This window comes from Cupriavidus sp. USMAA2-4, from assembly GCF_001854305.1.
GTDB lineage: Bacteria > Pseudomonadota > Gammaproteobacteria > Burkholderiales > Burkholderiaceae > Cupriavidus > Cupriavidus malaysiensis.
This window is the reverse complement of sequence record NZ_CP017749.1, coordinates 3,581,612-3,594,907: the sequence shown is the minus strand read 5'-3', so window position 1 is coordinate 3,594,907 and position 13,296 is coordinate 3,581,612. Positions and strand designations below refer to the sequence as shown.

Sequence of the window (13,296 nt, the reverse complement as noted above, 5' to 3'; positions counted from 1 at the left end):
CTGCTTGGTTCCATGCGGTTCGGAGGGTCAGTCCTCTTCGTCGTCGTCTGTAGCGCCTCGGCCGATCCGTATGGAAATCAGGCCTGGCGGGTAGCGGTCCATCAACTCAGAAATGAGCTCGCCGGTGCGAATGTCCTTGACGTTGGGGGATGCCTCTGCCGTCTGCGTTGCCCCGAACGACCGCTCAAGGCGGTTGACGATCTCCGACGTGAGAGAGCGGCCCGCGTCTCGCGACGCCTGTTCGAGGCGGTCCTTGAGATCGGCCGGCATGCGGAGATTTACTTGGGGGTCACTTCTAGCCATGTGCAGAGAATAATGCATCACGGTGCTTGACATCAATGAAGCACGGTACTACATTGGCATCAATGAAGCACGGTGCTTCAAATAGCGGAGAAGGTGATGAAGGGATCGCGAGACTTGGCGTCGTCGCCGGTGCGACTGCCGGTTGATCTGAAGAACTGGCTCAAGCACAAGGCTATCGACAATGGGCGCTCGTTCAACAGCGAAGTGGTCATGCGGCTGCAGGAGAGCCGTCAGCGCGAAGAGGCGGCGAAGAACGCAGCCTGAAATGGAAAACGCCCCAGCAGTTGCAGCTGCTGAGGCGTCGGATTTGAAGTGACCCTCGGAAAAGGAACACATCGAAATGGATCTTAGCACGCAAGACCGGGAATGCAATCCCGACGCCAAGGGGAGGGTGCAGTTCGCCAGCGACGTCCTCTCAGAGGAAAGCCGATTCATGAAGGCGATCTTCGCCGCGATCTCGGAGCTGGCACCGCGCCCCGATATGACGAAGACGGTCGTTGAACTGGCCAACTGCGGCCAGTGGATCTCCGACAACCTGAACTGCAACGTTGACTACTGGACTGACCAGGTCATCAGCAAGATGCGCGGGGTGGCAGCATGAGAACGATCCCTGTCGACTTTGCGCGGGACTTCCCTGTCTGGCAGAACAGGCCCCACTGGTTCAATGCCTCGGCGATCGAGGTCCTTCTGCCGCCGAGTAGTCTGCCGGAACAGAAGAATGGCAACCGGGCCGAGCGTCGTGCCGCCACGAAGGGAGCTCGGTGATGGAACTCCTCAAGCTCAAGATCGTGGGCACCTCGCCCCTGATGATGCACAGCGACCGCCTGGCGAACCCGCTGCTGCCGGAGACGAAGGCGCACAAGGCGCTGACCGCCAAGCGCAAGAAGACCGACGAGGACCACGTCGCCATTGCGCGGTCCGAGTTCCTGGCTGGGCTGTACTGGAGCGAGCGCGACGGCGTGTTCGTCCCGGGGCAGAACTTCGACGCGACGTTCCTCGCTGGCGCCAAGCTGCAGAAGCTCGGCACGCACTGGAAGCGCGGCGCGGTCGTGCTGACGGACAAGGCGAAGCTGTTGTATGACGGCCCGAGCGAGCCGGAGGCGATCTGGTGCGATCCTCGCTTCGTCGACTGCCGCGGTGTGAAGGTGGGCACCGCCAAGGTGATGCGGTACAGGCCGTTCTTCATCGAGTGGGCTTGCGAACTGGAACTGGCCTTCAACCCGGACGTGCTGAACGAGGAGGAGGTGCGCAAGGCAATCGCCGACGCAGGCGCGTTGATCGGCGTCTGCGAGTACCGGCCCCGATTTGGGCGGTTCAGCGTTCGTTACGCGTGAGGGTGATCATGAGCGAAATCACTCTCTATCCGGTGTGGCGCCAGGCCGTGAAGGACTTCATCGACGCGGGCATTTCCGATGGCGACATCCTGCCGCATTCCTGGCTGGAAGAGCGCTTCGGGATGAAGGCGCTGGACGATGACGACGTGCTGACGCCGGCGGCGTTCCAGGATCGCCAGTTCGCATGGCTGCGCAACCTCGAAGCCTTCCGGGCGCAGTTGCTGGAGAAGCATCAGATCTTCCTGCAGAGCGTGCACGGGCGCGGCTATCGCGTGGTGCCGGCGCGCGAGCAGACGGCGGCCGCACAGGAGAAGTTCGAACGCGAGGCCACCAAGGCTTTCCGCCGGGCGGCCACCACGCTCAAGAATGTTCGGTTGGATGAGCTGTCCGACACCGAGCGGAAAGAGAACACCGACGCGATCGCGAAGCTGTCCATGCTGCGCGGGATGCAGCGCGGGGCGTTGGAGTAGGGCTGGCTTAGGCTAGGCACGGCCCGGCGGGGCCTGGTAAGACATGGGCTGTCAACAGCGGGGTGCGCCTTCGACGAGGGCGCACTTCGATGGTGAAAGCCATCTAAGGCTCGACACGGTTTGGTAAGGTCCGGCAGGCCCCGGAACGGCAACGCAAGACTTGGTCGGGTATGGCGTGGGCTGCGAATGCAGCGGGTAGGCGGTTCTCTGAGCCGTCCTCCCGGTGCGCTTGCGCATCATATGGCACCGCGTGGCGCGGCAAGCTTTGGTTAGGTCCGGCCTGCCTCGGCCCGGTTCGGCGCGGTGCGGTATGGGCAGTACGGCGGCTCCCTTCGGGGAGCCGTTTTCATAGGGGACTCGAATGACGCAGCAGTACCTCCGCAAGGCTTCCCTCATCATCGGCGAGGACGGCGGCAAGGCCATCGACCTGTCGTCGCTGCGCTTCCAGTTCGACATCCGGCGGGGGGACATGCAGACCCCGAACTCAGCCCGCATCCGCGTCTACAACGTGGCGCCGGAGACAGCCAACCGCGTGCGCGATGAGTTCACGCGCGTGGTGGTGCAGGCTGGCTACGAGGGAAACTACGGGATCGTATTCGACGGAACATTGATTCAAGCCCGGTACGGCCGCGAGAATGTCACCGACAGCTGCTTGCATCTCACGTGCGCTGATGGAGACCGGCCGTACAATTTCAGCGTCGTGAGCGCAACGCTTGCGGCGGGCTCCACGACCGATGACCACGTCAATGTGTGCCTCAGGTCGATGGAAAACTATGGCGTCGGAACAGGCTACATCGCGCCTGCGGTTGGCAAGCCGCTGCCGCGCGGCAAGGTGATGTTCGGGATGGCCAAGGACTTCCTGCGGCTGGCGGCCAAGACGACGTCGAGCGTCTGGTCGATTCAGGACGGGAAGCTGAACATGTACCCGGAGACGGCCTACATTCCGGGCGCGATCCCGAAGATTACCCCCAGCAGCGGCCTGGTCGGTTTCCCCGAGCAGACGCGTAACGGAGTGTCGTTCCGCATGCTGCTAAACCCCAGCATCAAGATCGGCCAGATCATTGAACTCGACAACTCGACTATCCAGCAGTACGAGTACGGCCTGTCGCGGGCCGAGCAGGTGGACAACGCGCGCATTCAGCAGCAGAACGGGCTGCAGGGCGCCGGCTTTTACTATGTGATGCGGGCCGATCACGTCGGTGACACCCGCGGCAATGCATGGCACACCGAAGTGCTGTGCATCGCAGCGGATGGGACGGCGATACCGACCTTTCAACTTGAAAATAGCTCGACAATGGGTGTAACCGCGCCCGTCCCGAACGCGATCAAATCGTGGGTCTAGCGCTTCTTGCGCGCGTTGGCGGAGAGCGCTGTGATCGTTGCCGAGCCGTCTTCCCGCACATCGGCTTTGTGCAGGGCTTCAAGGGGGGCTGTGAATGATTCGGCATGCGGCACGACGGTGAACAGCATGTTTTCGATGGTCATCCCCCAGCAGCCAACCTCGTTGGGGCCGTCCTTGCCCCGATAGAACATGAAGCGCCGCATGTCCTTGGCATTGACCAAGGGCAGATCGCACTTTCGCTTCAGATAAAAGATCCCTTTGCTTTCCAGGCGCGTCTGTTGCCCTACGGCGGACTCGCCGCTGGGCGTGATCAAGGCCTCCTCGGCCAAAACCGGCAGCGCGACCAGCGCGGCCACAGCGAACGCAAGCTTCCTCATTCAGACCTCACCATGGATAGACGACAACGATCGGACGATCAGGAGACCGCCATGCGGGCGGCCTTCGACGGGCTGCGAAGCGGTCTCTGGACGGCGATGCCCGGCATCATCCAGTCCTTCGAGGCTTCCGCCGACCGGCCGCCAACCGCGACCGTGCAGCCGGCCATCAAGATCCCGATCCGTGGCGCCGACGGCACGATCACCAGCGTGGCACTGCCGCTGCTAGTGGATTGCCCGGTGCAATTCCCATCAGGTGGGAATTGTACGCTCACGTTCCCGGTGGCCCCGGGCGACGAGGCACTGGTCGTTTTCAGTAGTCGGTGCATCGACGCCTGGTGGCAGTCGGGCGGTATTCAGGAACAAGCCGAGCTGCGCATGCACGACCTGTCGGACGGGTTCGTGCTGCTGGGCTTCCGGTCGAAGCCGCGCGCGCTCGCCAGCGTGAGCACCAGCACCACCCAGCTGCGCAGCGACGACGGCGCCACCTACGTGGACCTGGACCCGGCCGGGCAGGTCGTGAAGGTCAAGGCGCCGGGCGGCATGGTGCTCGACACGCCGACCGTGACGGTCACGGGGGTGATGACGGTGGAGAACGCCGAGGGCGCGCCGACTGCCTTTTCGATTAGCGGCAAGACGCAGTTCACGGGCCAGGTCTGGGCGAACGGCCGGCGTATCGACGAGACGCACGAGCACACGGGCGTACAGCACGGCACCGACACATCCGGCCCGGTGGCCTAGGAGTCCGCATGCGATACCGGAAACTCGACGCCGACGGCGACTACGTCTTCGGCAACCAGCAGGCGGACTTCTACGTGAACAGCCCCGACGCGGTCGCCCAAGCAGTCGTGACGCGCCTGCGGCTGTGGCAGGGCGAATGGTTCCTGGACACAACCGCCGGCACACCTTGGAACCAGGTGCTGGGCAAGTACGCCGGCGGCACGTATGACGCCACGATCCGGCAGCGCGTTCTCGGCACGCAGGGCGTGCAGGCGATCACGGATTACTCGAGCACGGTGGACAGCGAGGCGCGCACGCTGACCGTCTCGGTCACGATCAATACCATCTACGGCACCACCCCGGTGCAGGTGACGCTCTAATGACCATCACGACGACCGCGCCGACGATCGACGAAAGCGGCATCACGGCGCCGACCTACGCCGACGTGCTTGGCTACCTCAAGTCGAAGTACCAGGGCATCTATGGACAAGACACCTACCTGGAGGAGGACAGCCAGGATGGACAGATGCTGGCGGTGTTCGCCTCGTGCATCAACGACGCGAACTCGGCCGCGATCTCTACCTACAACGGTTTCTCGCCGGCCACGGCGCAGGGCGCGAACCTGTCCAGCGTAGTCAAGATCAACGGCCTGCGGCGCAATACGCCGAGCAACTCGACGGTCGACCAGATCATCGTCGGCGTGGCGGGCACCGTGATCACCAATGGCGTGACGCAAGACGCCAATGGCAACAAGTGGGCGCTGCCGACGGCGGTAACGATCCCGCCGAGCGGCACCATCACCGTGACGGCGACCTGCCAGACGGCCGGCGCGGTGCAGGCTGGGGTCGGCGCGGTCAACCAGATCGCGACGCCGACACTGGGTTGGCAGTCGGTCACCAACGCGAGTGCCGCCCAAGCCGGCGAGCCAGTCGAAGCCGATTCCCAGCTGAAGGCGCGACAGGCCACGTCGACGGCGCTGCCGTCGCGGACGGTCCTGGAGGGGACGGTCGGGGCGGTGTGGGCGGTGCCAGGCGTGACCCGCATGACGCCCTATGAGAACGACACGAGCGTCGTCGATGCCAATGGCATTCCCGCCAACAAGATCTACCTGGTGGTGGAGGGCGGCGACGCCACGGCAATCGCCCAGGCCATCGCCGCCAAGAAGGGGCCTGGCTGTGGCACCTACGGTACGACGACCATCTACGTGACGGATGCCTACGGCATCGCCCACCCGATCAGCTTCTACCGGCCGACGTACGACGCCATCACCTGCGCGATCACGTTGAAGGCGCTGGCCGGCTACACGTCGACCGTCGGCGCGGCGATCCAGGCCGCGGTGGCCGCATACATCAACTCGGTGGTGATCGGCGGCGCGCCAAGTGGCTTCGTTGAATGGGATTCCGCTCTGGCGGCCGCGAAGACCGTGGCTGGCAGCAGCACGTTCCGCATCACGTCGCTGACGCTGAGCGGGCCCGGCGGCGTCGGCGCGCCGGACGTGCCGCTGGCCTTCAACCACGCCGGCCAGGCGACACCTGCGAGCGTGACGATCACGGCGACATGACATGGCACAGGCATCCGACTACACCGCGCTGATCACCACGCAGCACGCGGACAAGCCGAAGTTCATGGCCATGGTGGCCGTGGTCGCGCAGTGCTTTTCCGACCAGATCAATGTCATGCAGTCAATCCCGGCGGCGTTCGACCTGGACAATGCCGTCGGGGTGCAGCTCGACGCCGTCGGCCTGTGGGCCGGCATCAGGCGGCAGGTCCGGACGCCGCTGAACGTCTACTTCTCGCTCGACACCGTCGGGCTCGGTTTCGACCAGGGAAATTGGCAGGGGCCGTTCGATCCCAGCACCGGCCTGACGTCGCTCGACGACGGGACGTACAGGACGCTGATCCGCGCCAAGATCGCGGCGAATAGCTGGGACGGAACGGTGCCCGGCGCCGCTGGCGCCTACGCGAACCTGTTCGCTGGGTCGGCCAGCAACATCTTCATCCAGGACAACCAGGACATGACGATGACGGTGGGTGTGTCGGGGGAGATCCCGAGCGCGCTGCTGCGCGCACTGTTCTCCGGCGGCTACCTACCGCTCAAGCCGGAAGGGGTGCTTGCCAACTACGTCGTGCCGTCCGCCAACAATACGCCGCTCTTCGGGTTCGACGTTTCCAACCAGTACATCGCCGGCATGGACGCCGGCTCGTGGGCGGTCCCCGCCTGACCTCACTGCTGCCACACAAGCCGCCTTCGGGCGGCTATTTCTTTTCCGGAACCCTAATGCCCATCCAGAACGACTTTCTGCCCTTCGCTGCAGGGGCGGGCGCCAACGTGCTGACGCAGGCCCAGTACGCGGCGCTCACCTCCCTGATCGCCAACGGCTTTTCTGCCGGCGTCGCGCCCTCGGCGCAGCTCAACAAGGTCTGGCGCCAGAGCAGCATCATGACGGCGGTCCTGGCGCAGTTCATCGTTGCCAACACCGGCCAGACGGCCATCGACGATGGCACGACCGCGACGCTGCTGGCCAATCTGGCGACGGCGATCTCGGTGACCGCGCGCCAGAATCCAGTTCTGGCCGACACCGGTGCGGCGAACGCCTATGTAGTGGCCAACCTGGCCGCCTTCTCGGCCTACCCGACGTCGTCCGGGTTGACGCTCGACGTGTCGATCGCCAACGCGAACACCGGCGCGTCGACGCTCAACGTCGACGGACTGGGCGCAAAGCCGATTCTGGGGCTCGGTCTGCAGCCACTTCAGGGCGGCGAGCTGCCTGCGAAGGGCGTCGCATGCCTGCTGTACGTCGTCGCGTCGACCGTCAACGGTGGGAACGGCGCCTGGGTCGTGATGGAGTGCACGGGCGGCGCGCAACAGGTGACCCAGGGGACGCAGAGTAATCACGCTGTGACCGTGGCGCAAGCGGCCGGCGTCGTTGGCCAGGCGCGCAATCTGAAGGTGAACAATGCCGTGGCCTCTGCGACGGCGGCGCTCACGGCCGACGAGATCATCGTCGAGACCGCACTCGGCGGCGCGCGCTACTGCCTGCCGAACTTCAACAAGACCATCAACCTAGCCGCCACCGGGGCCGGCGGCATGGACACTGGCACTGCGCCGGCCTATGGGTACGTGGCGCTCTACGCGATCTACAACCCATCCACCGGGGCGAGCGCGCTACTGGCGGTCAACGCGACCTCTGCGGTCGCCCCCAGCGTCTACGGGGGCGCGAACATGCCGACCGGCTACACCGCATCGGCGCTGGTATCCGTGTGGCCAGTGGATGGCAATGGGAAACTCGTAGCGGGTGCCCAGCTCGATCGCGAGGTGTGGATCCCGGAAGTGGCGATCCTGACGACCTCCACGGTTGCGTCGACGCCGACCTCCGTTTCCGTCAGTACGATCGTCCCTCCGAACGCGCGAGCAGTGCGCGGGACCATGGTCGTCAACAACAACACGGTGAATGGCGGTAGCAATGCCTCCTTCGTTGGCAATGCGCAATCCGTGGGGTCGATCCGCATCGGTACGACCGCGCCCGCGTCGGGTGCGGGCGCGGCATATTCCTTTAGCGGCCTGCCGATTCTCGTGAGTCAAACGATCTACTACACACTCACCAACGTTTCCGGCTCCGGGACGCTGTACGGGTTCATCTCTGGCTATTCGATCTAGGAAGGCGCCATGCTCAACGTCCAATTCTCCGACGGCACGCAGTCGACGATCGTGTCGTACTTCGCGTCCCCGCAAGACAGTTCGGTGTTCGCCAACCTGGGCGAGGTCGATGCGAGCGACGCGCGGTGGGCCGCATTCTATGAGTCGCTGCCAGAGTTGGCGCGGTCTGGGATGCCGGTGCCGACCAAGTAGCCGGCTGATTCGAACGACACAAGCCGCCTCCAAGCGGTCTTCTCATGCCCGCGTCGAGCGGGCTTTTTCATTTTCGGGGGTCAAATGTCCGAACCAATCAGCGGCACCGTCGCAACCGGCGCAGCTGTCAGCGCCACCGCCAAACTCTTCGGCCTGCAGATCGGCGCCGGCGCCGTCGCAGCCGCGCTGGGCTTCATGGTGCTCTGGCCGAAGACGAAGCGGGAAGGGTTCGCCCGGCTCGTCTCGTCCGTCCTGGCGTCGATCGTCTTCGGCCCGGCGCTGGTGGCCTACGTCAATGCCAAGGCGCCGGATCTGTTCACGTCGGCGCGTGCCATGGGCGTGACCTTCGGCGTCCCGCCGGAATTCGGCGTGCTCTACGCCAGCGCGCCGTTCCTGGTCATCGCCGGCCTGCCGGCCTGGTGGGTGATCGGCGCCGTCGTGCGGTGGTTCGAGAAGCGCCGGGGCAAGGACATCGGTGAGCTGATGGCCGATGCCCGGCAGGAGCTGACGCCATGACGACTCCTGTCGCTCCCGAAACGAAGCCTCGCCGCGGACTGGTCGCAATCGTCGGCGCAGTCGCCGCTGCTGCACTGCTGGTGGTGGTTCCCAAGAACGAAGGGACCGTGCTGACGACCTACCGAGACATGGGGGGCGTGCTGACGTACTGCACCGGCGCCACCGAGGATGCTCAGTGGGGCAAGACCTACACGCCAGACCAATGCCGGGCTCAGCTTGACAAGGATCTGGAGCTGCATGCCGAGGGCGTCATGGCCTGCGTGCGCGCGCCGCTGACTGACGGTCAGAAAGTCGCCTTTGTCGACACCGCCTACAACATCGGCGTCTCCGCCTTCTGTGGCAGCAGCATGGCCAGGAAGGCGAATGCCGGCGACATGGCCGGCGCTTGCGCGGCGCTGTCGCTGTGGGTCAACGTCAATGGTAAGCCGGTGCGCGGCCTAGTCAATCGACGCGCCCTGGCGCGCGAGTACTGCGAAGGCCGGCGCGCCGTCTGAGCCGTCCCCACATCACCTGAGAGCCCCGCCTTGCGGGGCTTTCGCATTCCTGGATCCCTATGGCTGATCGCTTGGACTTTCAGATTGACCAGGGCGCCGATTGGAACGTCCAGCTGGTTCTGCAGAACGACGACAGAACGCCGCTGAACCTGACCGGCTGCCATATCTACCTCAAGTGCCGCGCGTCGCAATCGAGCCCGACTGCGCTGATCGACCTCTCGACGAAGGCGGGGACGATCACGCTTAACGGGCCCCTGGGCCAACTGAACTGGACCGTGCCTGGCGCGTCGACAGCGCTCTATTCGGGGCAACCGTACGCCTTGCCGCAGTTCGGGGCGATGCCGTTCGGGGTCTATGACCTTTTCGTCGAGACGCCTGGCGGCGGCCTCATCAAGTACCTCTGCGGCCAGATCCTGCTGGCGCTGAGCGAGACCCCTCCATTCTGATCACCGGAGCTTTGCATGACGGTAATTCTGGCAAGCACGCCCGGCCTGCAAGGGCCGCCCGGTGTTGGCATCAATCCACGCGGCGCGTGGTCGGCGACGACCACCTATGCGATCAACGACTGCGTGACCTACAACGGGTCGGCATACACCGCCCTGACGCCGAGCGTCGGCGCCGAGCCGGACATCACGCCACTGCAGTGGAATCTGCTCGTCGCCGCTGGCCAGCTCAGCCCGGCGGCCCAAGCGTCGGTCGCTGCCGCCCAGGCTGCCGCAAACATCGTTACGGCGTCGCTGTCGATCTCCGGGCAGAAGGTGGGCATCGTTGGCGTTGGTGACAGCATCTCGGCGATCGCCTACTCGGGCCTGACCAACTGGCTGCGCGACCTGTGCTACCTGAGCGGTCAGACGTATCGCTACCGCTACGGCGCGGACTTCGCTGTGTCCGGATCCACCGCCGAACAGGCGCTGGCGACTCAGATGCCGCAAGTTCTGGCGATGAACCCGTTGCCCAATGCGTGCGTGATCGCCTGCGGTTCGAACAACTACGGATCGAGCGCGACGATCGCGAGTGGCTTCGCAGCAGTGACGACCATGATCGAGCAACTGCTGGCGGCCGGCATCCAGCCGATCTTATGGACCGTGCCGCCGCGGGGCAATGTGTCGGGCAGCCAGGCCGGAATCAACAGCTGGAACGCGCTGGTGTACCAGATGCAGGCGCAGTACGGCTTCCCGCTGGTGGATTGCAACGCGGCGTTTCAGGATCCCAACAACCCGGCGTACCTCAATGCGGCGTACACCTTCGACGGCACGCACCCGACCGTGCTGGGTAGTGGCGCCCTGGCGGCCTACGTCTTGGCCGATCCGAAGTTCACAGCTCGCGCGCGCAAGGATGCACCGCCCTGGCTGGTCACCACCAACTCGGACGCGAACAACCTGCTGACCAACGGCCTGTTCAACTCGGCGAGCAACAGCACGACGGTGGCCGATGGTGTCACGCTCGCCAATGGCGTATCCGGTCTGCTGGTCAAAGACTCCCTGGCCATGGGCAACTGGCAGCGCTTCACGCGCCCGGCCAACGCTGGCGCAGTGGGCGCCTCTTCCGTGGCGTTCGGCGGCGTCGTGGCGGGAAGCGTGATCGAGGTCTGCTGCCGCCTGCGAGCCAGTTCGCCGGCCGTCACCTGGGGCACAACTGACGCCATCACCGGCCCGTTCACCCAGATGCTGGGCGTCGCCTGGCAGAACGCGAACTGGAGCCAGACCATCGGCACCGCCTACCTGCGCCAGACGAACACCGGCGCATCCGAGGTCGGTGTCATCTGCGAACGCCTGCTTGTGCCGGCCGGCGCCGCCAACGTCTCCGTTCTGATCGGCGCCTCGAACGCGGGCGGCAATACGCAGGCGATCTCCGTCGACATCGCCCAGTTGTCGTTCCGGCAGATCTCGCCGCCTGCTGTCTGAGCTGCACTACCTCGACCACAAGCCCCGCCGCGTGCGGGGCTTTTGTATTTCTGGAGGGCCTATGCCGATAGTCCAACACCTCATCGATGCCGCGAAGGGCAAACACCCAATCTCCGCCGCGCGCTCCGGGCACTGGCCGGCGGTGCGCGAGCAGCACCTGAAGCTGCAGCCGGTCTGCGCGGTGTGCGGTGGCAAGACGAAGCTGCAGGTGCACCACATCCGGCCGTTTCACCTACATCCGGATCTCGAGCTGGACCCGAACAACCTGATCACGCTCTGCGAGTCGGGGGAGGGCGGCGTCTCCTGTCACCTGCACTTCGGCCACCTCGGAAACTTCCGCAGCTTCAACGTGGACGTGGTGGCCGACTCGGTCGAGTGGCGCAACAAGATCCAGCATCGCCCGCAGCCATGATCCGCGCCGCAGCGCTCGCCGTCCTGCTGCTGCCCGGCTGCGCGGTGGTCGAGCACGTTCAGGTCGTGCCGCTGGTCGACCAGAGCCTGCACGTCAGCTGCTGCCGCGCCTTCGTCGAGATCCCGCCTTCCACCCAGATCACAGCCACCTTCGACCGCGCCGGCCGCCTCGTGATCGGCACCAGCTGGATTTTCTGAGCAGTCCCATCCCGCCGCACCAGCGGCATTCACCTGTAAGAGGAACGTCACATGAAGAAGCTGATGCTGCTGTGCGCGGTAGGAATCGTCGCGCTCGTCTCCCTGGCCGGCTGCGCCGGCGCGCCCCAGGCCGCCGCCGCCTTCCAGGCCCAGGTCGTGAAGGCCTGCGCGGTCGTGCAGCCGACCCTGCAGTCGGTCCAGGCCATGACGGTCGACGATCCGGCCAAGCAGGTCATCCTGGCGCAGCTGGTGAAGGACAACGGCGCCGTGTGCGCTGCCGGCGCGTCGGTTGACGCCTCGAGCGTGCAGTCGCTGGTGAACACGTCGGTGCCGGCCGCCATCCAGGTCGTGGGCCTGCTGCCGCTCGACCCGGCCGCGCGCAGCGGCGTGCAGATCGGGCTGATGGCGTTCCAGGTGGCGCTGTCTGCCGCGCTCGCGCAGTACGCCGCGCCGGCGGCGAGTTCGACCCCGGCGCCGGCCAGTGCTCCGGCCGTGGCCGGCGGGGCGACGTCGTGAGCCAGTTCCTGACCAAGCTGGTCATGGAGAATGTCACAGACCAAGATGACGGTCTGTGGCAACTGGTCGAGCCGCTGGTCTACCAGTCGGACGTGGCCGGGCAGACCTTCGAAGTGCCGCCCGGGTTCGAAACCGATCTGGCGTCCGTGCCGCGGCTGCCGGTGGTCTTCCTGCTGGCCGGCGGCACGTCAAACGAGGCGGCCGTGGTGCACGACTTCCTGTACACCATGCACCCAGTGCCGCGCGCAGTGGCGGATGCCGTGCTGCGCGAGGCCTCGTCGGTCACCGGCGTCCCGGCCTGGCGCCGGTGGCTGATGTACTGGGGCGTGCGGCTGGGCGGTGGGTCGCACTGGGAGCCGGACCAGGCGCGGGCCTAGGGCTCAGGACGCATCTTCCGGTACGGTAGCACGCGCCGCGCCTTCTCCAGCACCCGCCGGTGCTTGTCCTGGGCCTCTTCCCAGGTGGGCGAGCAGAAAATCCTCAGGTCGGTGCCTTGCTGAATGCAGGTCCAGAACTGTGGTGGCCCGGGCTGCATGGGCGACGGATTCCCCGGGAAGTAGGTGCATACCGTGACGTTGTGCTCGGGAATCTTGTCTTCCAGCCGGAAGGCCTTCCCTGGGCCGCTGACCCATTTGATGTGCACGGTGAGATCTTCGACGCGCACGGGCCGGCCAGCCTCATCCAGCACGTAATAGCGGTAGCCGTCGGAGTCGCTTGGCGGGGGAGGCGCGGAGGGCTCGGACATGGGACGGCGATTCGTATACTGTATGGATATACAGTATAACGCGGAGCCAGCCAATGAGTGTGAGCCGGATGCGATGGCCACTTCCGGGGCATCAAGCGGTAGGCGTTCACACGGGAATG

Annotated in this window: 22 protein-coding genes; 19 read left to right on the top strand and 3 right to left on the bottom strand. The window is 65.3% G+C overall.

Features of this window, described 5'->3' with window-relative positions; genetic code table 11:
• Positions 1 to 27 precede the first annotated feature (27 nt).
• Positions 28 to 303, bottom strand: a complete 276-nt coding sequence (locus tag BKK79_RS35730; RefSeq protein ID WP_084085592.1) for an Arc family DNA-binding protein — start codon at positions 301 to 303, stop codon at positions 28 to 30.
• Between the two features lie 96 nt (positions 304 to 399).
• On the opposite strand from BKK79_RS35730, the gene BKK79_RS39670 reads away from it, so the two are divergent.
• The 5 genes from BKK79_RS39670 (at position 400) to BKK79_RS35715 (ending at position 3,449) form a co-directional block, all read left to right on the top strand.
• Positions 400 to 567 (top strand): Arc family DNA-binding protein, encoded by a 168-nt coding sequence (locus tag BKK79_RS39670; RefSeq protein WP_084085590.1) that lies wholly within the window; start codon positions 400 to 402, stop codon positions 565 to 567.
• Positions 568 to 736: 169 nt separating this feature from the next.
• Entirely contained in the window at positions 737 to 904 is a 168-nt protein-coding gene (locus BKK79_RS40830) for a hypothetical protein (RefSeq protein ID WP_157128606.1), read from the top strand.
• Between the two features lie 163 nt (positions 905 to 1,067).
• A complete protein-coding gene (locus BKK79_RS35725) occupies positions 1,068 to 1,637 on the top strand; it encodes a hypothetical protein (protein ID WP_071040213.1) in 570 nt (189 codons plus the stop codon).
• Between the two features lie 47 nt (positions 1,638 to 1,684).
• Positions 1,685 to 2,107 (top strand): hypothetical protein, encoded by a 423-nt coding sequence (locus tag BKK79_RS35720; protein ID WP_198173376.1) that lies wholly within the window; start codon positions 1,685 to 1,687, stop codon positions 2,105 to 2,107.
• A gap of 361 nt (positions 2,108 to 2,468) precedes the next feature.
• The gene (locus BKK79_RS35715) at positions 2,469 to 3,449 is read left to right on the top strand and encodes a phage protein (RefSeq protein WP_071040212.1); all 981 of its coding nucleotides are present in this window, start codon (positions 2,469 to 2,471) and stop codon (positions 3,447 to 3,449) included.
• On the opposite strand, the gene BKK79_RS35710 is transcribed toward BKK79_RS35715, so the two are convergent.
• Positions 3,446 to 3,826: a hypothetical protein gene (locus BKK79_RS35710; protein ID WP_071040211.1), complete on the bottom strand. Its 381-nt coding sequence runs from the start codon at positions 3,824 to 3,826 to the stop codon at positions 3,446 to 3,448. The two genes, BKK79_RS35715 and BKK79_RS35710, sit on opposite strands and share 4 nt — an antisense overlap.
• A gap of 12 nt (positions 3,827 to 3,838) precedes the next feature.
• On the opposite strand from BKK79_RS35710, the gene BKK79_RS35705 reads away from it, so the two are divergent.
• From BKK79_RS35705 to BKK79_RS35640, 14 genes are all read left to right on the top strand, one after another.
• Positions 3,839 to 4,564, top strand: a complete 726-nt coding sequence (locus tag BKK79_RS35705) for a Gp138 family membrane-puncturing spike protein (RefSeq protein ID WP_071040210.1) — start codon at positions 3,839 to 3,841, stop codon at positions 4,562 to 4,564.
• A gap of 8 nt (positions 4,565 to 4,572) precedes the next feature.
• Positions 4,573 to 4,923, top strand: coding sequence for a hypothetical protein (locus tag BKK79_RS35700; protein ID WP_071040209.1), 351 nt, complete (start codon positions 4,573 to 4,575; stop codon positions 4,921 to 4,923).
• Positions 4,923 to 6,104, top strand: a complete 1,182-nt coding sequence (locus tag BKK79_RS35695; RefSeq protein WP_071040208.1) for a baseplate J/gp47 family protein — start codon at positions 4,923 to 4,925, stop codon at positions 6,102 to 6,104. The genes BKK79_RS35700 and BKK79_RS35695 overlap by 1 nt, the downstream gene beginning before the upstream one ends.
• A 1-nt stretch (position 6,105) precedes the next feature.
• Complete coding sequence (locus tag BKK79_RS35690) at positions 6,106 to 6,765, top strand: DUF2612 domain-containing protein (RefSeq protein WP_071040207.1); 660 nt, start codon at positions 6,106 to 6,108, stop codon at positions 6,763 to 6,765.
• A 56-nt stretch (positions 6,766 to 6,821) separates the two neighbouring features.
• Positions 6,822 to 8,201 carry a hypothetical protein gene (locus tag BKK79_RS41790; RefSeq protein WP_232346403.1) on the top strand — a complete coding sequence of 460 codons (1,380 nt, stop codon included), beginning with the start codon at positions 6,822 to 6,824 and terminating at the stop codon, positions 8,199 to 8,201.
• Between the two features lie 9 nt (positions 8,202 to 8,210).
• Positions 8,211 to 8,393: a hypothetical protein gene (locus BKK79_RS35680; protein ID WP_071040206.1), complete on the top strand. Its 183-nt coding sequence runs from the start codon at positions 8,211 to 8,213 to the stop codon at positions 8,391 to 8,393.
• Between the two features lie 84 nt (positions 8,394 to 8,477).
• On the top strand, positions 8,478 to 8,909 hold the full coding sequence (locus tag BKK79_RS35675; protein ID WP_071040205.1) for a hypothetical protein: 432 nt from the start codon (positions 8,478 to 8,480) through the stop codon (positions 8,907 to 8,909).
• Positions 8,906 to 9,403: a lysozyme gene (locus BKK79_RS35670; RefSeq protein WP_071040204.1), complete on the top strand. Its 498-nt coding sequence runs from the start codon at positions 8,906 to 8,908 to the stop codon at positions 9,401 to 9,403. Before BKK79_RS35675 ends, BKK79_RS35670 begins: the two co-directional genes overlap by 4 nt.
• Before the next feature lie 59 nt (positions 9,404 to 9,462).
• Positions 9,463 to 9,849, top strand: a complete 387-nt coding sequence (locus BKK79_RS35665) for a hypothetical protein (RefSeq protein WP_071040203.1) — start codon at positions 9,463 to 9,465, stop codon at positions 9,847 to 9,849.
• Positions 9,850 to 9,864: 15 nt separating this feature from the next.
• Entirely contained in the window at positions 9,865 to 11,307 is a 1,443-nt protein-coding gene (locus tag BKK79_RS35660; protein WP_071040202.1) for a GDSL-type esterase/lipase family protein, read from the top strand.
• Positions 11,308 to 11,368: 61 nt separating this feature from the next.
• On the top strand, positions 11,369 to 11,719 hold the full coding sequence (locus BKK79_RS35655; RefSeq protein ID WP_071040201.1) for an HNH endonuclease: 351 nt from the start codon (positions 11,369 to 11,371) through the stop codon (positions 11,717 to 11,719).
• Positions 11,716 to 11,916: a hypothetical protein gene (locus BKK79_RS35650; protein WP_071040200.1), complete on the top strand. Its 201-nt coding sequence runs from the start codon at positions 11,716 to 11,718 to the stop codon at positions 11,914 to 11,916. Before BKK79_RS35655 ends, BKK79_RS35650 begins: the two co-directional genes overlap by 4 nt.
• A gap of 51 nt (positions 11,917 to 11,967) precedes the next feature.
• Positions 11,968 to 12,432 (top strand): hypothetical protein, encoded by a 465-nt coding sequence (locus BKK79_RS35645; RefSeq protein WP_071040199.1) that lies wholly within the window; start codon positions 11,968 to 11,970, stop codon positions 12,430 to 12,432.
• Positions 12,429 to 12,809 carry a DUF1353 domain-containing protein gene (locus BKK79_RS35640; RefSeq protein WP_084085574.1) on the top strand — a complete coding sequence of 127 codons (381 nt, stop codon included), beginning with the start codon at positions 12,429 to 12,431 and terminating at the stop codon, positions 12,807 to 12,809. Before BKK79_RS35645 ends, BKK79_RS35640 begins: the two co-directional genes overlap by 4 nt.
• Here the strand turns inward: BKK79_RS35640 and BKK79_RS35635 are convergent.
• Entirely contained in the window at positions 12,806 to 13,177 is a 372-nt protein-coding gene (locus tag BKK79_RS35635; protein ID WP_071040198.1) for a hypothetical protein, read from the bottom strand. The two genes, BKK79_RS35640 and BKK79_RS35635, sit on opposite strands and share 4 nt — an antisense overlap.
• Positions 13,178 to 13,296 lie beyond the last annotated feature (119 nt).

Excerpts from the sequence above, each read along its gene's own strand:
- BKK79_RS35730 (WP_084085592.1), bottom strand. The coding sequence starts at position 303 with ATGGCTAGAAGTGACCCCCAAGTAAATCTCCGCATGCCGGCCGATCTC.
- BKK79_RS39670 (WP_084085590.1), top strand. The coding sequence starts at position 400 with ATGAAGGGATCGCGAGACTTGGCGTCGTCGCCGGTGCGACTGCCGGTT.
- BKK79_RS40830 (WP_157128606.1), top strand. The coding sequence starts at position 737 with ATGAAGGCGATCTTCGCCGCGATCTCGGAGCTGGCACCGCGCCCCGAT.
- BKK79_RS35725 (WP_071040213.1), top strand. The coding sequence starts at position 1,068 with ATGGAACTCCTCAAGCTCAAGATCGTGGGCACCTCGCCCCTGATGATG.
- BKK79_RS35715 (WP_071040212.1), top strand. The coding sequence starts at position 2,469 with ATGACGCAGCAGTACCTCCGCAAGGCTTCCCTCATCATCGGCGAGGAC.
- BKK79_RS35710 (WP_071040211.1), bottom strand. The coding sequence starts at position 3,826 with ATGAGGAAGCTTGCGTTCGCTGTGGCCGCGCTGGTCGCGCTGCCGGTT.
- BKK79_RS35705 (WP_071040210.1), top strand. The coding sequence starts at position 3,839 with ATGGATAGACGACAACGATCGGACGATCAGGAGACCGCCATGCGGGCG.
- BKK79_RS35700 (WP_071040209.1), top strand. The coding sequence starts at position 4,573 with ATGCGATACCGGAAACTCGACGCCGACGGCGACTACGTCTTCGGCAAC.
- BKK79_RS35695 (WP_071040208.1), top strand. The coding sequence starts at position 4,923 with ATGACCATCACGACGACCGCGCCGACGATCGACGAAAGCGGCATCACG.
- BKK79_RS35690 (WP_071040207.1), top strand. The coding sequence starts at position 6,106 with ATGGCACAGGCATCCGACTACACCGCGCTGATCACCACGCAGCACGCG.
- BKK79_RS41790 (WP_232346403.1), top strand. The coding sequence starts at position 6,822 with ATGCCCATCCAGAACGACTTTCTGCCCTTCGCTGCAGGGGCGGGCGCC.
- BKK79_RS35680 (WP_071040206.1), top strand. The coding sequence starts at position 8,211 with ATGCTCAACGTCCAATTCTCCGACGGCACGCAGTCGACGATCGTGTCG.
- BKK79_RS35675 (WP_071040205.1), top strand. The coding sequence starts at position 8,478 with ATGTCCGAACCAATCAGCGGCACCGTCGCAACCGGCGCAGCTGTCAGC.
- BKK79_RS35670 (WP_071040204.1), top strand. The coding sequence starts at position 8,906 with ATGACGACTCCTGTCGCTCCCGAAACGAAGCCTCGCCGCGGACTGGTC.
- BKK79_RS35665 (WP_071040203.1), top strand. The coding sequence starts at position 9,463 with ATGGCTGATCGCTTGGACTTTCAGATTGACCAGGGCGCCGATTGGAAC.
- BKK79_RS35660 (WP_071040202.1), top strand. The coding sequence starts at position 9,865 with ATGACGGTAATTCTGGCAAGCACGCCCGGCCTGCAAGGGCCGCCCGGT.
- BKK79_RS35655 (WP_071040201.1), top strand. The coding sequence starts at position 11,369 with ATGCCGATAGTCCAACACCTCATCGATGCCGCGAAGGGCAAACACCCA.
- BKK79_RS35650 (WP_071040200.1), top strand. The coding sequence starts at position 11,716 with ATGATCCGCGCCGCAGCGCTCGCCGTCCTGCTGCTGCCCGGCTGCGCG.
- BKK79_RS35645 (WP_071040199.1), top strand. The coding sequence starts at position 11,968 with ATGAAGAAGCTGATGCTGCTGTGCGCGGTAGGAATCGTCGCGCTCGTC.
- BKK79_RS35635 (WP_071040198.1), bottom strand. The coding sequence starts at position 13,177 with ATGTCCGAGCCCTCCGCGCCTCCCCCGCCAAGCGACTCCGACGGCTAC.